The organism is Serratia sp. N21D137 (assembly GCF_047530005.1).
Taxonomy (GTDB): Bacteria; Pseudomonadota; Gammaproteobacteria; order Enterobacterales; family Enterobacteriaceae; genus Chania; species Chania fonticola_B.
On the sequence record NZ_JBLJAJ010000023.1, the window covers coordinates 65,717 to 86,485 of the forward strand.

General features: G+C 52.9%; 14 protein-coding genes and 2 pseudogenes. 11 read left to right on the forward strand and 5 right to left on the reverse strand.

The annotated features are described in order from the left end of the window. Window positions 1-35 precede the first annotated feature (35 nt). Window positions 36-863, forward strand: a complete 828-nt coding sequence (locus ACMV5H_RS17785; RefSeq protein ID WP_414822230.1) for a carbon-nitrogen hydrolase family protein — start codon at window positions 36-38, stop codon at window positions 861-863. A gap of 93 nt (window positions 864-956) precedes the next feature. Then, on the forward strand, window positions 957-1,478 hold the full coding sequence (locus ACMV5H_RS17790) for a hypothetical protein (RefSeq protein ID WP_021806737.1): 522 nt from the start codon (window positions 957-959) through the stop codon (window positions 1,476-1,478). 57 nt (window positions 1,479-1,535) lie between these two features. Here ACMV5H_RS17790 and ACMV5H_RS17795 read toward each other — a convergent pair whose 3' ends face one another. Together ACMV5H_RS17795 and tssI are read right to left on the reverse strand one after the other, a co-directional pair. Beyond that, window positions 1,536-4,448, reverse strand: coding sequence for an HD domain-containing phosphohydrolase (locus tag ACMV5H_RS17795; RefSeq protein WP_414822231.1), 2,913 nt, complete (start codon window positions 4,446-4,448; stop codon window positions 1,536-1,538). A gap of 812 nt (window positions 4,449-5,260) precedes the next feature. Then, complete coding sequence (gene tssI / locus ACMV5H_RS17800) at window positions 5,261-6,430, reverse strand: type VI secretion system tip protein TssI/VgrG (RefSeq protein WP_414822232.1); 1,170 nt, start codon at window positions 6,428-6,430, stop codon at window positions 5,261-5,263. Between the two features lie 356 nt (window positions 6,431-6,786). On the opposite strand from tssI, the pseudogene ACMV5H_RS17805 reads away from it, so the two are divergent. The 4 genes and pseudogenes from ACMV5H_RS17805 to ACMV5H_RS17820 all read left to right on the forward strand — a co-directional run. Continuing rightward, a pseudogene (locus tag ACMV5H_RS17805) lies at window positions 6,787-7,185 on the forward strand (4Fe-4S binding protein); the annotation flags it as partial. 225 nt (window positions 7,186-7,410) lie between these two features. Further along, window positions 7,411-8,795 (forward strand): annotated as a pseudogene (locus ACMV5H_RS17810) (FAD-dependent oxidoreductase). 21 nt (window positions 8,796-8,816) lie between these two features. Beyond that, on the forward strand, window positions 8,817-9,344 hold the full coding sequence (locus ACMV5H_RS17815; RefSeq protein ID WP_179250470.1) for a 4Fe-4S dicluster domain-containing protein: 528 nt from the start codon (window positions 8,817-8,819) through the stop codon (window positions 9,342-9,344). A 201-nt stretch (window positions 9,345-9,545) separates the two neighbouring features. Then, window positions 9,546-11,183, forward strand: a complete 1,638-nt coding sequence (locus ACMV5H_RS17820) for a DUF4139 domain-containing protein (RefSeq protein WP_094983268.1) — start codon at window positions 9,546-9,548, stop codon at window positions 11,181-11,183. Between the two features lie 371 nt (window positions 11,184-11,554). Here ACMV5H_RS17820 and chuY read toward each other — a convergent pair whose 3' ends face one another. Then, window positions 11,555-12,178 (reverse strand): anaerobilin reductase, encoded by a 624-nt coding sequence (chuY, locus tag ACMV5H_RS17825; RefSeq protein ID WP_115157999.1) that lies wholly within the window; start codon window positions 12,176-12,178, stop codon window positions 11,555-11,557. 12 nt (window positions 12,179-12,190) lie between these two features. Next, a complete protein-coding gene (gene hutW, locus ACMV5H_RS17830) occupies window positions 12,191-13,528 on the reverse strand; it encodes a heme anaerobic degradation radical SAM methyltransferase ChuW/HutW (RefSeq protein ID WP_414822233.1) in 1,338 nt (445 codons plus the stop codon). A 426-nt stretch (window positions 13,529-13,954) separates the two neighbouring features. On the opposite strand from hutW, the gene ACMV5H_RS17835 reads away from it, so the two are divergent. Genes ACMV5H_RS17835 through ACMV5H_RS17850 form a run of 4 tightly spaced genes read left to right on the forward strand, consistent with a single transcriptional unit; the run spans window position 13,955 to window position 17,551 of the window. After that, entirely contained in the window at window positions 13,955-15,067 is a 1,113-nt protein-coding gene (locus ACMV5H_RS17835) for an RNA ligase RtcB family protein (RefSeq protein ID WP_414822234.1), read from the forward strand. Next, the gene (gene prfH, locus ACMV5H_RS17840; protein ID WP_059201028.1) at window positions 15,067-15,684 is read left to right on the forward strand and encodes a peptide chain release factor H; all 618 of its coding nucleotides are present in this window, start codon (window positions 15,067-15,069) and stop codon (window positions 15,682-15,684) included. Before ACMV5H_RS17835 ends, prfH begins: the two co-directional genes overlap by 1 nt. 50 nt (window positions 15,685-15,734) lie before the next feature. Further along, window positions 15,735-16,448, forward strand: coding sequence for an RNA ligase family protein (locus tag ACMV5H_RS17845; RefSeq protein WP_115157996.1), 714 nt, complete (start codon window positions 15,735-15,737; stop codon window positions 16,446-16,448). After that, window positions 16,436-17,551: an AAA family ATPase gene (locus ACMV5H_RS17850; protein WP_257013703.1), complete on the forward strand. Its 1,116-nt coding sequence runs from the start codon at window positions 16,436-16,438 to the stop codon at window positions 17,549-17,551. Before ACMV5H_RS17845 ends, ACMV5H_RS17850 begins: the two co-directional genes overlap by 13 nt. An 81-nt stretch (window positions 17,552-17,632) precedes the next feature. Here ACMV5H_RS17850 and ACMV5H_RS17855 read toward each other — a convergent pair whose 3' ends face one another. Beyond that, complete coding sequence (locus ACMV5H_RS17855) at window positions 17,633-18,211, reverse strand: YiiX family permuted papain-like enzyme (protein WP_051363736.1); 579 nt, start codon at window positions 18,209-18,211, stop codon at window positions 17,633-17,635. Between the two features lie 278 nt (window positions 18,212-18,489). On the opposite strand from ACMV5H_RS17855, the gene ACMV5H_RS17860 reads away from it, so the two are divergent. Beyond that, the gene (locus ACMV5H_RS17860) at window positions 18,490-20,394 is read left to right on the forward strand and encodes a methyl-accepting chemotaxis protein (RefSeq protein WP_115157995.1); all 1,905 of its coding nucleotides are present in this window, start codon (window positions 18,490-18,492) and stop codon (window positions 20,392-20,394) included. Window positions 20,395-20,769 lie beyond the last annotated feature (375 nt).

The following is a 20,769-nucleotide window of genomic DNA, read 5'->3' on the forward strand; positions in this document are numbered from 1 at the left end:
GGTAAAAACATTGTTCGACTTAAAAGGAGTAATCAATGCGGATAACCTTGGCCCAATTTACCTGCCGTGAAGGGGACATTGCCTATAACCTGGCCGCCGTGCTGGCGCAGATTGAACGTTGCAGCGGCCAAACCGACCTGTTGGTGTTGCCAGAAACGCAGCTTACCGGCTTTACCCATCCTGATGGCAATACGGACTACGCGCTGCAACTGCAAGGCCCGGAACTCGCGCAAGTGGTGGCGGCAAGCCAGCGTAAGGGGATTGCCGTCGCCGTGGGTTTTCTTGAGCAGGATGGCACGCAACTGTTCAACAGCTCGGTGCTGATCACACCGGAGCAGGGCATCTATCTGCATTATCGCAAAAGCCATTTATGGACCAATGAACGCGCCGAAGCGCAAGCGGGCGATCGCCTGGTCTGCGGGCTGTGGCGGGGGCGGCGTATTGGTTTACTGATCTGCTACGACATCGAATTCCCAGAGGCATCACGAGCGTTGGCTCTGATGGGGTGCGATCTGTTGCTGGTTACCGATGGCAATATGGATCCCTATGGTCACGTGCATCGTAACGCTTTGCTGGCTCGCGCTCAGGATAATCAGATGTTTGTGGCGATGGCCAACCGCGCCGGGCATGGATGTGGGATGCAGTTTGCTGGCGAAAGCCTGGTTGTTGATCCCTTGGGGCGTGAGGTGGCCAGACTGGGGCGCGAGCCGGGAATAGTGCAGGCAGAGCTGGATTTCAGCCTGCTGGAAGCGGCTCGCCGCGAATATCGTTATCTGCAAGACCGGCGTTTGGCACTCAGCGGGGAGACGCAGTGGCAGCAGCGGGATGATGAACAACGTTGGTGGCCGCTAATTCCACGTTAACACCGCTTGCTGAAAGGCCAATGGCTTAGGTAAAGTCATAGACAGATTGGTCACTGTAATTGATAGACTTGCAGCACTCTAAGGAGCCGTACCATGCGATACCTTGCCCTGAGTAAAAGAATCTTGCCATTGGCTGCGCTGCTGGTGCTGTCGTTGCCCACAGCCTGGGCAGCACAAAACGCCCCAGCCCCGATCCCATCGGCGTTAATCGGCAACTGGAGCGTGACCAAGATCATTCCCACCCAAACCGTGGGCTGCTGGGATGAAAAGCAGGCACAGCAGTTGGTCGGTAATAGTATCAACTATAAAGCAGACGGCTTTACCTGGCATGAACAGCAACTGATCAATCAGGGGGCGATCACCACCACGGTAGAGGCGCAAGAGTTTGTGGAAGATAACTCGGGCGATAATTGGTACGTCGATTTCCCGATTTTGGGTATCAGTACGCCTTCGGTGCAGCGAGTCATCATTCAGCATCAGGATGTCACCGTACCGGGGATCACCGATCAGGGGACTGAAGGGGTTCCCGGTGATAACGTGTTGGTGAAAGATCGTAATACGTTGCTCTTCTCCCAATGCGGCGTGTGGTTTGAGGCGCAACGGCAGAAAAAATAGCGAGATGTTAGACGGCGGGGGCGCCGCTGCGCCCCTATGTCGTGAAGCTGCTGGGTATCAGTTCGTCGGTTGGCAATCGGGTATTTCAAGTTTGCGTAACAGTGCGGGGATATCGACGGTGTCTATTTTATCGGCTTGCAAATAGCTCTGCGCGTAGTCATACCAAATACCAGACTCCAGGAACAGGATCATCAATTCGCGGTCCAGATGATTTTCATTCGCCATGCTGACCAAGATATTGAGTGCCTCTGATAACAGCTTGCCCGGTTTATAAGGCCGATCGGCGGCCGTCAGGGCTTCAAACACGTCGGCGATCGCCATCATACGCACCGGAATGCTCATCTGTTGGTGGGTTAACTGGTAAGGGTAGCCTTTACCATCCATGCGTTCATGATGGCCACCGGCAATTACCGCCACGTTGGCCATGGTGCGTGGGAACGGCAGTTTTTCCAACATGATGATAGTCTGCATTATGTGCTCGTTGATTTTATAGCGCTCCTCCTCACTCAGGGTGCCTCTGCGGATACCCAGATTGTAAATCTCCCCGTGGTTATAGAGTAAGGTCGGCTCCTTGAGTTTGAAGTGATAGCTTTCAGGCAGATGGCTTTTCTCGTCGCGGTAGATGATATGTTCTTCTTTATCCGCCAGCAGTGGTTCCTGAGTAGGTAAGGGGACGGCAGGGCGGCGGTTTTTACGCGCCAATTCTTCCCGTGCCACGCCTGCGGTATCATCCAGAGTGCGGGTCCATTGATATTGTGCGATTTGTTGAATGCGTGCGAGCGCGCTGTCAGACAGGAATTCGCCACCGATATTACACTGTGCAATAAAATAGAAATCTTCATCCAACTGCTGCAGCTCATCGCGTAGCCATTGTTCTTCCTGCTCGGTAGCGGCGATCGTAGCGTGTTTGCGCAGGAAGCTAACCTCTTTATCCCGCTTCAGCACCTCAAAGCGCATCCGCACCTCGTGAATACGGTCGTAAATCATCTCCAGCTTGGTGGCCTTATCCACTATGGCCTCCGGCGTAGTGATTTTCCCGCAGTCGTGCAGCCAGCAGGCGGTATGCAGTTCCTCCCACTCATTGGCGGAAAGGGTAAAATCGGCGAACGGCCCTTGTTTAGCCTCAACCGCTGCCTTGGCCAGCATCTTGGTAATGACCGGTACGCGCTGGCAATGGCCGCCGGTATAGGCGCTCTTGGCGTCGATCGCTCCGGCGATTAACTGAATAAAGGCTCCCATCAGATGCTTTTGCTCTTGCAGCAGATATTGCGTCTCTATTGCTACCGATAAGCTGCCCACCAGAGCATTAATCAGCTGGACTTTGGCTTGCCCATGTTCCGGACCAGCTTCGGCAGGATTAAGCAGCAGTAAGAACCCCATCAGTTCCCGATCATGCGTTTGCATCGGGACAGCCACATAGTGCAGCGGCAAATGGGAACCAAAGATGGTGTGCAGTTGGCTGGGGATATTCTCGTTGGTAAAGACTCCGGCAACGGTTTTACCCTCCAGGATCTGCCAAAACGCGCTGAAATGTTGTGGATCAAACTGCAACGATGCCACCTCCGAACAGGCCACCTCTTTTCCAGCCCAGTTGCAGGCTATGGGTGAAAAGCAGCCGGGCGTTTTGTCTGACAGGAAAATAATGCCGCCGCTCATGTTCGCGATTTTGCTGGTTTCATTGAGCAAGCCCTGCATCTGCTGCGGGAAATTATCCTTGGTGGATAACAGGCTGCCCATCGAGATAAACTGCTTGAGCGTCAGCTTCATTTTGGACATGGCTTTGTGCAGGTCGTCCACTTCTTCAATCACCGAGCGTTCCTCCGCCCGCTCATCAAAATGCAGATTGCTGATGGCGTCGGCATCCTGGCGCAGGCGGATCAGCGGCCGTGAAATACGTAGGGAGAAATACCAGACCAGCGGCAGGCCGAGCAGCAGCAACGCAAAGGCGATCAGGGTCGAGCGGTTGCGGATGGCGTTGGCATCAGCGGTCAGATAGGCCGAGGGCGTGGCAATCACCAACTGGTAGCCTTGGCTTTGCCCCTTAAGCTCCACAACGGCTCCAAACCAGCTCTGCCCTTGTGCCGTAAATAGGCCGCTTGCGCCGTGATGGAGATCTAGCAACGCTTGCAGTACCGGGATGTGCGCAATGCTGTTCAGTCCATCCTGGCTTTTGGTGTTTTGTGCAGGCAGGCTGGCGATAGCTTCATTGGCAGAGTTAATGATCGCCGCCTGGCTATCCGGCGGTAGGCTTTGTTGAAGAAACAGCGAAAGTGAAGCCAGTGAAACGTCCAAACCGATCACGGCATGGCCATCTGGAGCCTGGATGCTGTAGGTGAAGCCGGTCTCACCGGTGCCTTTGAAGGTATAGAGCGGGGAGGTAATCAGTTGCTGAGTTTTTACTGCCAACTGATACCAGGTACGCTCCCGGGGATCATAATTATTATACGGCACGGTTTTTACCGCCATAACCTGCTGTTTACCGTCCAAAAAGATATTCTGAGCCTGGGGCGAGGTCTCTAAAAAGCGGTAGCTTTGCGCCAGCCATTCGGCATCTTCCGGCGCATTAAATAAAGCTCGGTTGGCTGGGGTGAGGCGGCGTAGTATAAAGAAATCGCCGTTGGGGTAAGCGCTGTATACCGCATTGGCATAATCATTTTGCTTGAGTATCTCGATCAGCGGGCCGATAAATGCCATGCGTTGCTCGAGGGTGGTGGCTTCTGTTATTGGCATACGTGCCAACATCTTCGCCGACATTTTCATGCTGCGGGTCACGGAGTCCAGCTCCGCAGCAATGGCTTCGCCGGTTTTTTGATACTGCCGGTTGGTGCTGGCCTCGGTCAGTTTGCTGAGTTGGCTGTGGCTAAAAAGCACGATCACGCTGCCGATGGAGACAATCAGCAAGGTAAACAGCGCGGCAATCTGGATATGTAGCGGATAGCGGCTTCTTAAACCTGTGATCTTTCCTGCCATAGTGTCCACCTTGGATGCCAATTTTTAGCTTTTTTAAATTATAGACGAAGCAGGGGAGATCTGATTGGTGGCGTAGTAAGGCTATTGAGTTGAATTTAAGGTGAAATTTTTTTTCGTAGCTAAATAAACCAATACGTTATTAAAAAATAAAGCTTTATGAATCAACGGCGACAAAGATAACACTTTTGTCGCGCGGGCGTTGTTCCTGAAAACCTTGAGGCTGTTACTTAACACCAAGCTTCTCCCTCAATAGTGGCATGTAGCTATCGATGTTATAAGTTTTATCCCCGATGATGTTAGCGCAGGCGTTGTGCGCGTAAATAAAATAGCTTACGCCAATATTGAGGGTTGAAACCTTAACGTTGGTTTTCTTGTGGTCTAATAAATTATAGGAGTTTTTTATTAAACCACTGTAATCGTTTTTCTCCATAATATTTTGAGATCCTTGTGTAATTATAATTCTAGCCATTCCTAGTTGCATCGGAGCTTTTGACTTTACTCGTTCGTAATTTTTAGAAACACAAGAGCGATAATCATCACACGTTGGAAACCCACTTTGTGTGCAGTAAATTTCAGTCATACTACTATATGGTCTATATATGAATACGGTATGTAGTTTTTACATCCCGAAATCAATAAAATAGAACTTATTGTAATGATCTTAAATTTTTTCAACTTTAACGCTCTCCTGTTGAAACATCAAGTCTGCATCGGCATGTCCGCGATTAGCCATACTGGTTAAAGTATTTAGTGCTTTATTTTTGTCCGCGCCCGGGCAATTCTCCCAAGGGCCACCGGTTCGAGCAATCATATTAGCGGAACTCATCACAAAAGATTTCTTCAGTGGCTGGCCCCGTGACAATGGCGATTTGTGCACCATCAATCCGTGGCTTGGGGTGTAAAGCGGGGCGCCAGGTCTGATCGTAGGGAATAAACGCAAACTGGCTGGTTACGATAGTTCCCGTCCCGCCTGTGTTACTTTCAAGCGCTTGGGGTTGCTGCCCTGAATGGTTAGCCTGGGTGATTTGCCAACGCGTATTGTGCGCCTCCAGAGGATGGTTTTCCAAGGTAAAGCGCACGCCGGGTTGCAGCGCCGGGCAGTTGCTTGCCCCTTCGCTCTGATGAGCATCGTTACGCAGCGCCTGGATGCGCCAGCGGGCAAAAGATTTACCCACCTCGGTGCTTTTAAAACGCCCTGGGAAATCGTAATGAAAGTACTTACCGGGCTGATGCTCAGTATCGCGGGCGTCATCGCCGAACTCTGCCAACCATAAGGGATCTTTAAAGGTGTAATCTTTCAACAGCACTTCGGCGAGGCGTAAACTTTCCCGGCGCTTAAAGGTGGTGACGCAGGGTTCATCCAACGAGGTCGATGACTGATCGGGATAATAGGGGAGCGTTGGCCCGTCATGCAGTGCGGCGCAATCATCGGAAAATACCAACGTATGTTTGCCATTTTGGTGCTCAAAGAAATAGTAAATCCCTTCTTCTGCGGCCAGTCGGTTAATAAAATCGAGATCGCTTTCATTATATTGAACGCAAAACTCACGTACGGCATGGGGATAGCGCAACGCGTGGGCATAGTCGCCGATCTTGTTTTCTTTTAACAGGGTTTCCAGGATTTCCAGAAAGTTTTGTTGCTGGAAAATACGTGAACGGTGACCCAACCCGGCTCGCCAGAGCGAGGGACGAATGCTAAATCGATAACGCGTTTGATGAAGTCCGGCATCCCCTTGTTCGAGGGAGGTGACAATGCCATTAACGACTCGCTGTACCTCGGTTTCACGCCAAATCGTCAGCGTGGCGGTATTATCCAGGATTGAACGGAACTCCACGCTGGGCTTAGCGCTAGCCACCTCAAGCTCTAGCGCGAACGGGCTGGAGAATTGCTTATGCAGAGTAAATTCCAGCACCACAAAAGCGTCTGCTGGCAGGTTGCCAACACTTAACGTAAACCTCAGCCCGCTGGCTTGTTTGCTCATCCCTGGCGTGCGCTTCCCCATTTATTACATGAATATAATCCGCGCAATTACAACAAAAAATCCATAGATATATAAATAATGTTAATGTATTTATGGCGAAATAACAACCAAAGGTGCCTTGTAAATGCGATCCAATACGACACTGGGTGATTAAAGCGAAGTGTTGTCCTGCCTGGTTTTAGAGCGGATTGGCGTATTACGCCATTTTCATGCGAAATGTCATGGAAACCGATCAAATATAACCACTATATTTACATGGTTATAACCTTACTGACACCTGCCTACGCCAGCCAAGATAAGGAGATAACGTCAACGAAAGCGTGTTTTTTCAGCCAGCCTGTTCGGAAAGGATACCTATGAATCAATTTATCGTTGCGGAATCAGAAGCCTGCATTGGCTGCCGGAGTTGCGAGGTCGCCTGCGTGACCGCGCACCATCAAGGGGCATACCCAAGCAAGCGCGAATATTTCACCCCGAGAGTCAAGGTTATTCAGGGCACCCATGGTAATACGGCCGTGTTCTGCCACCATTGCGAAGATGCGCCCTGTGCCAATGTTTGTCCTACCGGGGCCATTGAACAGAGTGATACCAGTATCCAGGTCAGCCAGGAGAAATGCATCGGCTGCAAAGCCTGTGCGGTCGCTTGTCCGTTTGGCATGATGACGGTGGTGACCGAAACGGTGCAGCCCGCCAATCATCGCCTGGCCGACAGCTATCAGAAGGTCGAGGCCCAGAAATGCGACCTGTGCAGCGAGCTGAACCATGAGCCCGCCTGTATACGCGCCTGCCCAACCCATGCACTCAGCCTGGTGGACAACCAAACGTTGCTGGACCAGCAGCGAGAAAAGCGGCTACGTGCTGCTGCGCGCGATCACCATAGTCAACTGTTTGGCAGTGCCGCTAATCAGAACCCGGAAGCGAAGGCCTCGAAGAAATCAACGCCGATCCGTAATCTGCTGCAACAGCCTCGGGCACCTCGCCTGGAAGCCAGCAAAATCCCGCTCGAGCTGCGCCAAACCAGCTTTGCCGAAATCTACCAACCCTTTAATGAGCAACAGATCCAGCAACAGGCCGAACGCTGCCTGAGCTGCGCCAAGCAGAGTATCTGCTCCTGGACCTGCCCGTTGCATAACCAGATCCCGCAGTGGATCAAACTGGCTAGCCAGGGGCGCATCTGGGAAGCAGCGGAGCTATCGCACCAAACCAGCAGCCTGCCGGAAGTATGCGGCCGGGTATGCCCACAGGACCGACTGTGCGAGCAATCCTGTACGCTCAATGAGCATGGGGGAGCCGTCACCATCGGTAACATTGAACGCTACATCACCGAAACGGCTTTGAGATGGGCTGGCGGCCTGATATGTCGGCGGTGAAAGACAGCGGCAAGCGCGTTGCCATTATCGGCGCGGGTCCGGCGGGGTTGGGCTGTGCCGATATCCTGGTGCGCCATGGCATCAAACCGGTGGTGTTCGATCGCTACCCGGAAATTGGCGGGCTGCTGACCTTCGGCATTCCGGCGTTCAAGTTGAATAAGGACGTGATGGCCAGAAGGCGTGAGATCTTCAGCGATATGGGGGTGGAATTCCGTTTGAATACCGAGATTGGCAAAGATATCTCGATGGAAACCCTGCTCAATGATTACGACGCGCTGTTCCTTGGCGTGGGAACCTATAAATCGATGCGCTCCGGCCTGGAAAATGAAGGTGCGCCGGGAGTGTATGACGCCTTGCCATTCTTGATCGCCAATACCCAACAACTGATGGGTTATGCCGAAAACCCGCAAAGCCCTTACGTCAATATGGCGGGCAAGCGGGTGATCGTACTGGGGGGCGGTGATACCGCTATGGACTGCGTCCGTACCTCATTACGTCACGGTGCTGAGCAGGTGATTTGTGCCTATCGGCGTGATGAAAAGAGCATGCCAGGTTCGAAAAAGGAAGTGAAAAATGCGCGGGAAGAGGGCGCAGAATTCATGTTCAACCTGCAACCGCTAAGCATCGTCATCGATGAGGAAGGTAAGGTCAGCGGCATTCAGATGCGGCGAACCGAAATGGGGGCTCCAGACAGCCAGGGCCGGCGGCAGGCGGTCCCTGTTGAGGGGTCGGAACATATCGTACCGGCGGATGCGGTGATCATGGCCTTTGGTTTTAGCCCGCATCGTATGGGCTGGTTGGCAGAACATAACGTCATGCTGGACAGGCAAGGGCGAGTGGTGGCCCCCACAGTGGCGGGTTATCCGTACCAAACCAGTAACCGCAAGATTTTCGCCGGTGGTGACATCGTGCGCGGTGCCGATCTGATCGTGACCGCCATTGCCGAAGGTCGCAAGGCGGCGGAAAGCATCGGTTATTACCTCAATGTGCTCTAACGCGGCTCAAGGAGAGACGGTATGAATCAGTTTGTCATTGCCGATATGAAACAGTGCATTGGCTGCCGCACCTGCGAGATCGCCTGCGTGATGGCGCATCTGGGGGATAATCCGTTGCCGATGACGGCGGAAAACTTCAATCCTCGCTTACGGGTGATGAAAACTCTCAGCGTCAGCGTGCCGATGCTGTGCCGCCAGTGCGAAAATGCCCCTTGCCTGAATGCCTGCCCGAACGAGGCTATTTATAACCAGGATGGCAGCGTGCAGGTGCTCCAGTCGCGCTGTATTGGCTGCAAGAGCTGCATGGTGGCTTGCCCTTATGGCGCAATGGAGGTGGTGGTCAATCAGGGTTATGGCAGCAATGGTGTAGCGCATCAACGTGCTCAGGCGAATAAATGCGATCTGTGTCAGGGGCGCGAAGCAGGGCCTGCCTGTGTTGAGGTGTGCCCAACGGCGGCGTTAACCCTGATCCGGCCAGTAGACCTGCAAGCCATGCAGTTGGAAAAGCAACAGCGCGCAGCCCGTGGCTCTGCACCCAACCTGCGGTAAATTATCCCTTACCTCACTACAACCCATTCTGCGCGATAACCGCGTGGAATGGGTTTTCTTTAATGATCCCCGTGACGTTGCTAAATCAAACGAATATCGCTGTTTTACCTTTAGAACGCTATGATCTTTCAGAAATCTTACCACCAGGCTGCATGCTATAATTCGTCGATATTCTGCACGGAACCTCTTTGTTAAGGATAAATGACGATGACCCTCTTCCCAGGATTTAAAACCACGTTGTTGGCAGCCTCGGTGCTGTTGGCCTATACCGGCCTGGCTCAGGCGCAAAATGTCACGCTCAACGACGTGACGGTCTTTATTCGCGGTGCCGAGTTATTCAACAGCAGTAAAGTGACGCTACCGGCGGGGGAAAGCGAAGTCGTCTTTACCAATATTGCCAGCGGGCTGAACGAACAGAGCCTGATGCTTGATGCCGATAACGGCGTGGTCGTGCAATCTTTCAGCATAAAACGCGATTTTCTCACCGAACATGTGTCGCCTGAAGTGGAGCAATTAACCAAGCAGATTGATGATGAGGTGCGTGAGCAAAGCAAACTGAACGTACAGCGGGAAGTGATCCAGGCACAGCTGGCGGTGCTGGAAAGTAACCGGGCGCTGGGTTCGGAGAAAGAGGGCGCTTCCGTTGAGCAGGTTAATCAGATGCTTGAACTGGTGAGTCGCCGCATGAGTGAAGTGCTGCTGGCGGATATCGAGCTTAAAGAGAAGATCGCCGCGATTGACAAAAGCATCGAAAAGCTGAAGAGCCAGTTGGACGAGGCCCAGCAGAAGACTGGCCAAACGGTGAATCAGGTGGTGGTGAAGTTTTACACTGCGAAAGCCGTGACCAGCAACGTTAAGCTGTCTTATGTGATCCCAGATGCCGGCTGGGTGCCGACTTACGATGTGCGAGTCAACAGCATTACCCAGCCGGTCAAGCTGAGCTACAAGGCCAATGTGTTTCAGAACAGCGGCATCAACTGGGATAAGGTCAACCTGACGCTTTCCAGCGGCAACCCAAGCGAAGGGGCGCAGGCGCCGAAGTTGCAACCTTGGTATCTCGATTTTTATCAGGACTACTCAAGTTCCAAGATGGCAATGTCGATACCCAGACCGGCACCGGCTCCCGTTGCTGAGATGGCCGCTGGCGCGGATGCTCAAGAGCTTGATGGCGCAATGGCCAGCAGAGCTAAACGTTCTCTCTCAGACTATGTGGTCACCGATGCTGGCGGAGTGAATACCCGCTTTAGCATTTCCTTGCCTTATAACATTGCCTCCGATGGCAAAGGGCATTCGGTCACCATCAAGGATGTGGACGTTCAGGGCGACTATCGCTACGTGGTGGTGCCGAAAATCGAACCGGATGCCTTCTTGCAGGTACAGTTAAAAGACTGGGAGCCGCTTAATTTGTTGCCGGGCAAGTCCAGTATTTTCTTCGAGGGTTCATTTGTCGGCCAGGGATATATCAATATCGCCGAGGCCAAAGAGACGCTGGATCTGTCATTAGGCCGGGACAAAAAGATTATCGTTAACCGCGAAAATGGCAAGCAGCTGACTTCGAAGGCGGAGTTTTTTGGCAATTCGGTAAGCCAACAGTACTCCTTTGTCACCAGCGTGAAAAATACCCGTAAAGAGCCGATTAAGCTGGTGGTGATGGAACAGATGCCGCTAAGTCGTGACTCGGCGATTACTATCGACGGACTGAAGTACGACGGTGCCAGCTACGATAAAGACACCGGCAACGTACAGTGGGCACTGGATTTACCAGCGAATCAGTCCGAGAAATTCACCCTGTCTTATACGGTGAAGTATCCAAAGGATAAGCGCGTTAGCAATTTATAACTTTACCCCTCACCCTAGCCCTCTCCCACAGGGAGAGGGGACCGAACGTGCCACAAATTGGTTACTAAATTCGTCCTCAAACCAGCTTGGTTAAAGACTAACTTTGCACCTGAAAATGGCTCCCCTTGGCTACTACATTCGTCCTTATCACCAATCTGCCTAAAGACTGACTTCTGTACCTGAAAATGGCGCTGTACCAGCTCCCTATCCCTGTGGGAGAGGGTTGGGGTGAGGGGCCAGTTCAGCTTCCTCGGTATATTGTTATACCGGAGCTGCCAGGGATTGGCTTTGAAGGTAAATCGGAGCTGATCAAGGTGATACGTGCTTTGGCGGAGTGATTGCGGCGCTGATAGGGCAGCACCGCGTGGGGATTAAGCAGGTTTAAGACCGGGTTCAACCAGGCTATAGACCTGTTGATTGAGTGCGGGGGCACTTGCCAGTTGCTGGACATGTGCAGCAACGTCTGCACGCATCACAAAGCCATGAACTTCCTGCCCCTGAAAACGTTGCGCCTTGCCGGTGGCATTGCCGTTTAGCAGCCCGCCGGGGCGCAAGATGGCGTGATCTAGCGTGCTGGTCTGTAACCAGCTTTCCGCCAGCGATTTTTCACGTACCGCCTGGCCAAACCCCGCTTTGGCGCGTGGTGACAGAAACGGCCAACCGTCGCCACAGCCCAACGAGGTGACGAGGATCATGCGCGATATTCCACACTTTTCTGCCGTATCTATCACTGTCCTGTGGGCCAGATAATCCTGTGCTCCTCCCATTGACGAGATGATTGTTGCGTTGGCACCAGCAGCTTCGCAAGCGCGGGTGACCGCAATGGCATCACAAGCGTCACCGAGATAAACCTGTACGCCTTTCTCACGCAGGCGAGCGGCGGCATCAGGATTACGCACCACCGCAACCACCGGACGCTGTTCCGCAATCGCAAGTTCCAGAGTCAGCGCGCCGACCCCTTTACCGCCAGCGCCAAAAATCAGCCATGGTTTCATCGTTCACTCCTGTTAGAGGGTGGCTACCGCAATACGCGGCAGATCCAGTTGTTGGAGCAGCTCATCAAGAGACTGCAGAATATTGCTTGCCCAGAAGCGCCCTTCGTTGGTCAGGCGCAGGCGGGTTGAGGCGTCGCGGGTTAACCCCGCCTGATGCCACTGTGCGAGTAGCGGCTTCAACTGCTCTGCATGAGGCGTCAGTTCATCCAGCGGGATGCGCGCGTTTTCCACGCCAGCCTGTAGCGGCTGACGCCACTGGCTTCGGTTACCGGAGGTACGCATCATCATCATCAGCGGTTTGCGACCCGCGGCGATAGAGTCGTGCCAGCTAGTGAGGTTGCGCTCAATCATCCAGGAATAACCGTTGACCGAGCCTCCCGCGCCGGAGCCAAAGGCCAGGCAGTCTGCGCCCTGCTTAATCAGCAGGTTGTACAAATTGCGCTCTCGGGTGGTGCGCGCCCAGTGGCTATTGCTGATACAGCGCCAGCCCGCCTGGTCCATGAAGTCGCAGCCCTGCAAATAGAGATCTCGCCGCTCGGTAGGTGAGGGAACCGAGGTGCGGCCAGTTTCCACTGCCTTACCCAGGGGCGTATTGGGCAGCAGATTGAGGGCGTAGAGATCGACACCGTCCAGCCCGATATCGCGGGCAATCGCCAGATCTTCGCCCCAAACTTTCGCATCCTGACCAGGTAAGCCGAATAGCAAATCGCAGACCACGGCAGCGCGGTCGCGACGAACGAGTCCTTCCATAAACGCAATGGCGCTTGCGCCGTCGGAGGTACGAGCCATTTTTTTACGGATTTTGCTATTAAACGACTGAATACCAATCGAAAAGCGATTGGCTCCGGCATCCAGACAGGCGTCTATCCGCTGATCGTCAAAGTTTAGCACCCGGCCCTCGATGGTGATTTCACAGTCTGGGGCCAACGGCAGGCGTTCGCGTAGTGTGGTGATAATACGTGCCAGATCCCGTGCGGCAAGCGCCGAAGGTGTTCCACCGCCAAAATAGACGGCATGGATTGGCGCAGACTGATGCAGAGGGCTGTCTGCCTCCATTTCTATCTCGCGTAGCAGCGCATTGGTGTAGCGGGTGCAGCTGTCCTCCTCGAAACGGTTTTGGTAAAAGCCGCAGAAGGTGCAGTGGGTGGCACAAAACGGAATGTGTAGATACACCAGCCGCTTGCGGCTGGGCGCGGTCTGGCCGATAACAGTTTGCCAGGTTGGTGCCAGCAGCGGTTTTTCTACGGGGATCGCGCCGCGCAGCGGCATCATGGCTCGACGATCTTTAAACGGCTGATTGCCTGTCAGTGCAAAATGCGGGGTTAAATTCAGCTCAGTGTCATGTTTCAACAGCAAGTTCCTTCAATGGGGCAGAACTGATGGAGGCAGGGATGCGTGGCAACATAGCCATTCAGACCTGTCATAGTTTAACTGAAAATGATTACCATTTGCATTTATATACTGACAATCGTCAGCAGAGTCTATCCAGCCAGCGGCCAATTAAATGCAACGTTGACTTGGGTCAAACTTTTCGGCACCCCGAATTAAATTTTGGTGGCCGACGCGAACAACCATTGCTAACGCTGGAGTTTATATGTACTATCGCCGCGTTTTCCCATTCATTCACTTTGCAAAGGAGGTACATCATGAATTATCAAGCACTGTTTACCCTTTGCGGGTCGTATCCTCAGGCATAATTTCCTGTTCTCCAGGTATTGCTAGGGCTACCGCCCGCCAAATCCAAAAAATTAGATAAAATAGTAATCAGGATTGGTTATGAGCAATACTATTGGCTCCGTTACGCCGCGAGTTTCATTGATCGCGTCGGAACACACCTGGATTGAAGGAAATGCAATCCAACAATTAGAAATTACCGCCAAGCTGCCGGATATGGTGCGTGTGGTCGGGATGCCAGATTTGCATCCTGGACGTGGTTACCCGGTCGGTGCCGCTTTCTTTTCACAACATCGCTTCTACCCGGCGTTAATCGGTAATGATATCGGTTGCGGTATGTCGCTATGGCAAACAGATTTGCTGGCGATGAAACAGTCGCTGGATAAATTGGAAAAAAAGCTGGGCAATATTGACGGCCCGTTAGAGCAAGAAGAGTTGGGGGATATTCCTCCCGCGCTTGGCGATTATTCTCGGGCATTGGGCACCATTGGCGGCGGTAATCATTTTGCTGAACTGTTACGCATCGACGAAATATATCAGCCGCAGGCCGGTCTTGATAAAAAACGGCTGATGTTGTTGGTGCACAGCGGTTCGCGTGGTTTGGGCCAGCTAATACTGGAACAGCATGTGCGCACCTATGGGCATCATGGCCTGCTGGAAAATACCGATGCGGCCAACGATTATCTGCAACAGCATCAACAGGCATTGGATTTTGCAGGCTTAAACCGGCAGCTGATTGCCCAGCGGATATTGCAGCGGTTACGCGCTGCTGGCGATTGCCTGCTGGATATCCATCATAACCTGCTGGCGGCGGCCACTATCGAGGGCGTGCCTGGTTGGCTGCATCGTAAAGGGGCTACGCCGTCGGATGAAGGTCTGGTGGTGATCCCCGGCTCGCGCGGCGATTACAGCTATATCGTCCAACCGCTACCTGCCGCCAGCAGTTTGTATTCACTGGCGCACGGCGCGGGGCGCAAATGGATGCGTTCCGAGTGTAAAGATCGCTTATCAGCGCGTTTCAGCACCGAGCAGTTGGCCAGAACCCGCTTCGGCAGCCGGGTGATTTGCCGCGACCGCCAGCTGATTTATCAGGAAGCGCCAGAAGCCTACAAGCCGATTGATAGCGTAGTGGGAGCCTTGCAGCAGGCCGGATTGGTCACGTTGGTGGCGCGTATGCAGCCGGTGTTGACCTACAAAACCAGCGGGGGGCAGTGATGATCTTATTACAGATTTCTGCCGCCCAGGGGCCGGATGAATGTTGCCTGGCGGTGAGCCTGGCACTGCGCCAGTTTCACAAAGAGGCTCAGGCCATGCAGGTGGAACTGCATGAGGTTGAGCGGGAAGAGGGCCGCCTGCCGGGCACGTTGCGTTCGGTGTTATTGACGCTTAACGGCGAAGCGGCGGAGCCATTGGCCACCAAGTGGTGCGGGACATTGCAGTGGATTTGTGAAAGCCCATGGCGCTCCGGACGCTCCAGAAAGAACTGGTTTATTGGTGCAGCGCGTTTCTCTCCGGCAGCGGTGCCAAAAGAGAGCGAGATCCGCTTTGAGACGTTGAAGTCCTCCGGGCCAGGTGGGCAGCACGTAAATAAAACGGAATCGGCTATTCGCGCCACCCATATCGCTAGCGGCATTAGCGTCAAAGTGCAGACCGAGCGCAGCCAACATGCCAATAAACGTTTGGCGTATTTGCTGATCGCTCACCGTTTGGAACAGCTTGAGCAACAGCAACTGGACGAACAGCGTGCTGAGCGACGGATGTTTCACCATCAAATAGTGCGTGGTTCACCGGTTCGGGTGTTTAAAGGCGAAAGCTTTACGCCGCTCGCTTAATCAATATCGGCCTGATGGGGCAGGCCGGTAACGCTATAAGAAGAAAAGAAATGGAAACACGTAAATATGGTCGGACGTACCATTATCCGTTCTCACCGGGAACCACCAGTGACGATCGGATCAATAAGCATTATTGGCAAGACATACGGCTAATCCCCTCGCTGATCCATACGGAAAAGCTCGATGGTGAGAATAACTGCCTGAATCGGTATGGCGTATTTGCACGCTCCCATGCGGCACCGACGGTTTCTGCCTGGACGCGCCAGATCCGCCAGCGTTGGCAATTGATTAAAAATGACCTGGGCGATATCGAACTGTTTGGCGAGAACCTGTATGCCACGCATTCGATCGAATATCGTGGCCTGCAACAGGACTTCTATCTATTCGCCGTACGTTGTAAAGACATGTGGCTGAGTTGGCAAGAAGTGCAGTTTTACGCGGCATTATTTGATTTTGCCTGTGTGCCAGAAGTGGTGCAGGACGTGCCGCGCCAGACGGAACAAGAATACCGCTCGGCAATACTGGCGCTGGTGGGGGGAGTAGGGAGTTTTGCGCCGCATGACGTGCATACCGGCTTGCCATGCACCATGGAAGGGATTGTCACTCGCAATGCGGCTGAATTCCCAGTGGCTCAGTTTTCCCATAACGTGTTTAAGTACGTGCGTAAAAACCATGTGAAAACCGATCGTCACTGGAGAGTGAATTGGCAACGAGCGCGTATGGCGTATGAGTATCAGCAGGAGGATAAACCATGTGGTGCTTAAGTGAAGACAAGCAGTGGGGCAGGCTGGCGGATAAATTCCGCTGGGTGGCCGACATGCATCAGGTGCCACAAGATCCTCGCCATCATGCGGAAGGCGATGTGGCAATCCATACCCAGCTCGTGCTGGCGGCACTGACCGAGTCTGCGCAGTTTTTGGCATTGCCAGAGCAACAGCAGGAGCTGGTTTGGGCTGCCGCATTGCTGCACGATGTAGAAAAGCGCAGCACCACGCGGGTTGCAGACGATGGTTCGGTGACCTCACCCAACCACGCTAAACGCGGTGAGCTGACCACGCGCTCGATCCTCTATCGGGATATCGTTACGCCGTTTGAGCTGCGTGAACAGGTTGCGGCCTTGGTGCGTTTTCATGGTTTGCCGTTGTGGATCATGGGGCGACCATCGCCGGAGCGGGCGCTGTTATTAGCGGCCCTACGGTTAGATACACGGTTGCTGGCGATGTTGGCACGGGCAGATGTGTTGGGCCGCGAGTGTGAAGACCAAAACGGCCTGCTGGATAATATCGAGCTGTTCGAACTGTTCTGTCAGGAACAGCAATGCTGGGGGCAAGCGCGTCCTTTTACGAGCGATAACCAGCGTTACCACTATTTGACGCATTCGCAGGCTAGCGTGGATTTTGTTCCCTACGAACAATTTCAGAGCGAAGTGACGTTACTTTGTGCGCTGCCGGGAATGGGTAAAGATCGCTATATCGCGCAGCATGCCGCTGGGCTTGAGGTTATCAGCCTGGACAATATTCGCCGCCAGCATCGGCTTTCGCCAACCGACAAAAACGCGACTGGCTGGGTCGTGCAGCAGGCCAAGTTGCAGGCTAAAACGCTGTTACGGCGGGGCGAACCTTTTGTCTGGAATGCCACCAATATTACCCGGCAGTTGCGTAGCCAACTGGTTGAGTTGTTTATCGCCTATGGCGCAAGGGTGAAGATTGTTTACCTGGAAGTACCGTATGCCCAGTGGCTGCGGCAGAATGCCGAGCGGGAATACAGCGTACCTGCTGAGGCGATGGCGCGGATGCTGAGCAAATTGGAGATCCCGCAGGCGGACGAGGCGCATGAGGTGGAGTTGCGGGTGCAGGACGCAAGCTAGCCCGGGGCTGTTGTCAGATGCCGAGCTACTATGTAGCACATACAGTCCCCTATCCATGTGGATGGGGGACGTCACCGTAGATTAATTCGCGATCACCGTGACCAGCAGCGGTGATTCAAACATCGCCTTCGGCGAAATAACCGACCCCTCCCACGGGATTTGCGTTCCGTAGCGCTCTTTCAGTTTCTGCTGTACGGCAGGAGAGCCAAAGTTAAATTCACGTACTTTTTGCAGCTTGCCGATTTGTATCCCTAGTGCGCGATCATAAATCTTCCACACCAATTCCGAACAATATAGCTTCTCATCCGACCAGGAAAACTGCATGTCGTAGGGCTTCCCGGCAAAGCTTTTAACCTGCTGGCGTATTTTTAACTGTGCGGACGGCGTCATCATTTGCTTGGCGTTCTTGAGGCGTTTAACGACAAAATGCTTTTGCTCTCCCCGATCGATCCAGGCGGCCAGCGGGGTATATTTCACCGTTGATACCGCTTCGAATACGTAAGGCTTGCCATCTCGCAGCACAATGATGCCCATGTGGCTGTAACGTGAGCCGGTTGCCTGCTGTATCGCCAGGCTCTGTGCCGAGCGGGAAGTGTGGAAAATGATGTCACCATCCTGCACCGCAGGTAGCTCGCGAGCTTGGCTGACCAGCACGGTCATCAGGCCGATGGTGAGAAAGAGGATAGCCCACAGGCGTTTGGTAAAAATCACGTTCAATCCCTCGAAGTTAGAATCTGGCCATTTTATCGGGGCTGTGTGAAGTGAGGATGAAGTGGTAGAGCAAAGGAGGGAGGTTGCATTGGCAGTTCTCATGCTTTAATAAAAATAATGATATTTATCAATGGAATAATAACAATTCCATCATTGTGGTTAAAGGGTGCTTAAAGCAGGCCGATAGCTGTTCTATTGATGTTGTCACCTAAATAGGACGAAACCGGATGTTAGGGATCTACCGTATATCGATGAGAATGAAGCTTTTCATTGCTCTGTTTCCACTGCTACTGGCTTTATGCTGGTTTGCCGGGTCGGGTATGAAAACCCGTATCAATATCGAACGTCAGATGGATGTCATCGTTCAGCTAACGGCAATTGCGCGTGGTGCAGGGGATGTCGTGCATGAGCTGCAAAAAGAGCGTGGTATGAGCGCAGGTTACCTGGGCTCTGGCGGTGGGCAGTTTCGCGCTGAACTAGCGGATCAACGTAAACTGACCGATGCGGCTATGGCGAAATTTAGCCAACTGTTATCTAAAACCGATCGCAGCGCATTGGAAGGGATTGATACATCCGCGATTCAGTTATTTAACGACCAAACCCAGTTACTTGGCGAGGTGCGTAATAATGTCAGCAATTTACACACCGCGGCGCCACAAGCCATTGGTTTCTATACCAAGACCATCGCCCAGGTGCTGGATTTTGTTGGCGGTATTGGGCATTTGACGACATCGGGCAAAATCGGCCAAGAATTGTCAGCGTATTACAGCCTGCTTAACCTGAAAGAACAGTCGGGAATAGAGCGAGCATTACTCTCCAGCGTTTTCTCTAGCGATCGTTTTGGTGATGGGCAATTCCGCCAGTTGAGCGATGTGGTGGGAAAACAAGAGGCCTGGCTTTCTGCGACTCGTCGTTTCAGCACCGCGGAGCAGGCGGCGGCGCTTGATGGCGCATTACGTTCTACATCGGCAACTGATGCCCTAAAGTTTCGTGAGATTGCGCTCGATAAAGTCGCAACCGGTGGATTCAAGGTTAATCCTACTGATTGGTTCAAGGCTCAGACTTTGCGCATTGAAGTGCTGCGTCAACTAGAGAATCAAACCGCTGACGCGTTACAAAAGTATGCTGCAGAGTTGTCACGCACGGCACGTAGCGAATGGATGACTTTCCTGTGCATCAGCCTTCTTTCCCTGGCAGTTGCCTTGGCGATAGCCATCGTCGTTGCGCGGAGTATCCATCTGCAACTGCAAGGAACGTTGAAAACGATTGGTGAAATGGAGGGGGATTTGACCCAACGCCTTAGCGTGCCGGGTAGTGATGAGTTGTCAGCACTGAATCATGCCTATAATCAATCCATTGAAAATATTCAGCATATTGTTAAAGAGATTAAATCCGGCTCGGAGATCCTTCACCATGCTAGCAGTGATATTGCTGCTGGCAATCAGGATTTGGCGCAACGTACTGATGAACAGGCGGCATCTATCGTTGAAACTGCGGCCAGCATGGAACAAATGTCCACGGCGATCTCCCAGACTGCAGATAACGCCCGCGAAGCTGAACAACTTACGCTGGCGATGGAGCGCGATGTCATGCAGGCGAATCGCGTGGCGAATGAAGCCAGCCAGAGCATGTCGGAGATCCGTAATTCTAGCGAGCAGATTTCACGTATCGTGGCTTCTATTGACGACATTTCTTTTCAGACCAATTTATTGGCGCTCAATGCTGCGGTAGAAGCCGCTCGAGCTGGCGAGTCCGGAAGGGGATTTGCGGTGGTAGCGAGTGAGGTGCGTAACCTCTCTCAACGTTGTGCTAAAGAGGCGAGCCAGATCCGAGAGCTGATTAATCAAAATATGGAAAAAATTGCGGAAGGCGTCGCCCGGGTTTCGGCTTCCGGGATCGCGCTAAAAGCGGCAGCAGATAACTCTGGGCTGATGAAGCAATATGTTAGCGATATCGCTCAGGCCGCCAACGAACAATCATTGGGGGTGGGGCAGGTTCATCTGGCTTTGAATCAGCTTGAACAAGTCACCCAGCAAAATGCGGCTTTGGTTTCCCAAGCGGCCAGTGCCAGTCAGGTACTGGACAACCAAGCGGCAGCGATGACCCAATTAGTGAATCGGTTTATCGTATAATGTTATTGTAAGGACGGTGGGAGTAATCCCGCCTCCTACTTGATCGTTTGCTCCGTAGCGTATTGTATTTTTCTTGAGACGTCTCCACTTTCCCGCATGCCGTTTACCGTATATTCCCAGATGTCTTTTTGCGTAAGCGGTATGTCGTTTTGTGCTGCCTGGGTGCATACTATTGCCCTCCCAAAGGCGGTGGGCAAGGCTTTGGCACTATCTGATAATAAAAAAAGGAACGGTGATGGAAAGGCGTATATTAGACGTCAATTACTTTTGCCGATCCGGCGTCAACTACAATGGCCGCTCCCACACCATCATTTAGATGGCTTTTTTGCCACTGCGTTTGAGGTCTTTTTCCTGTAGCTTTCTCCTTGTATTTCG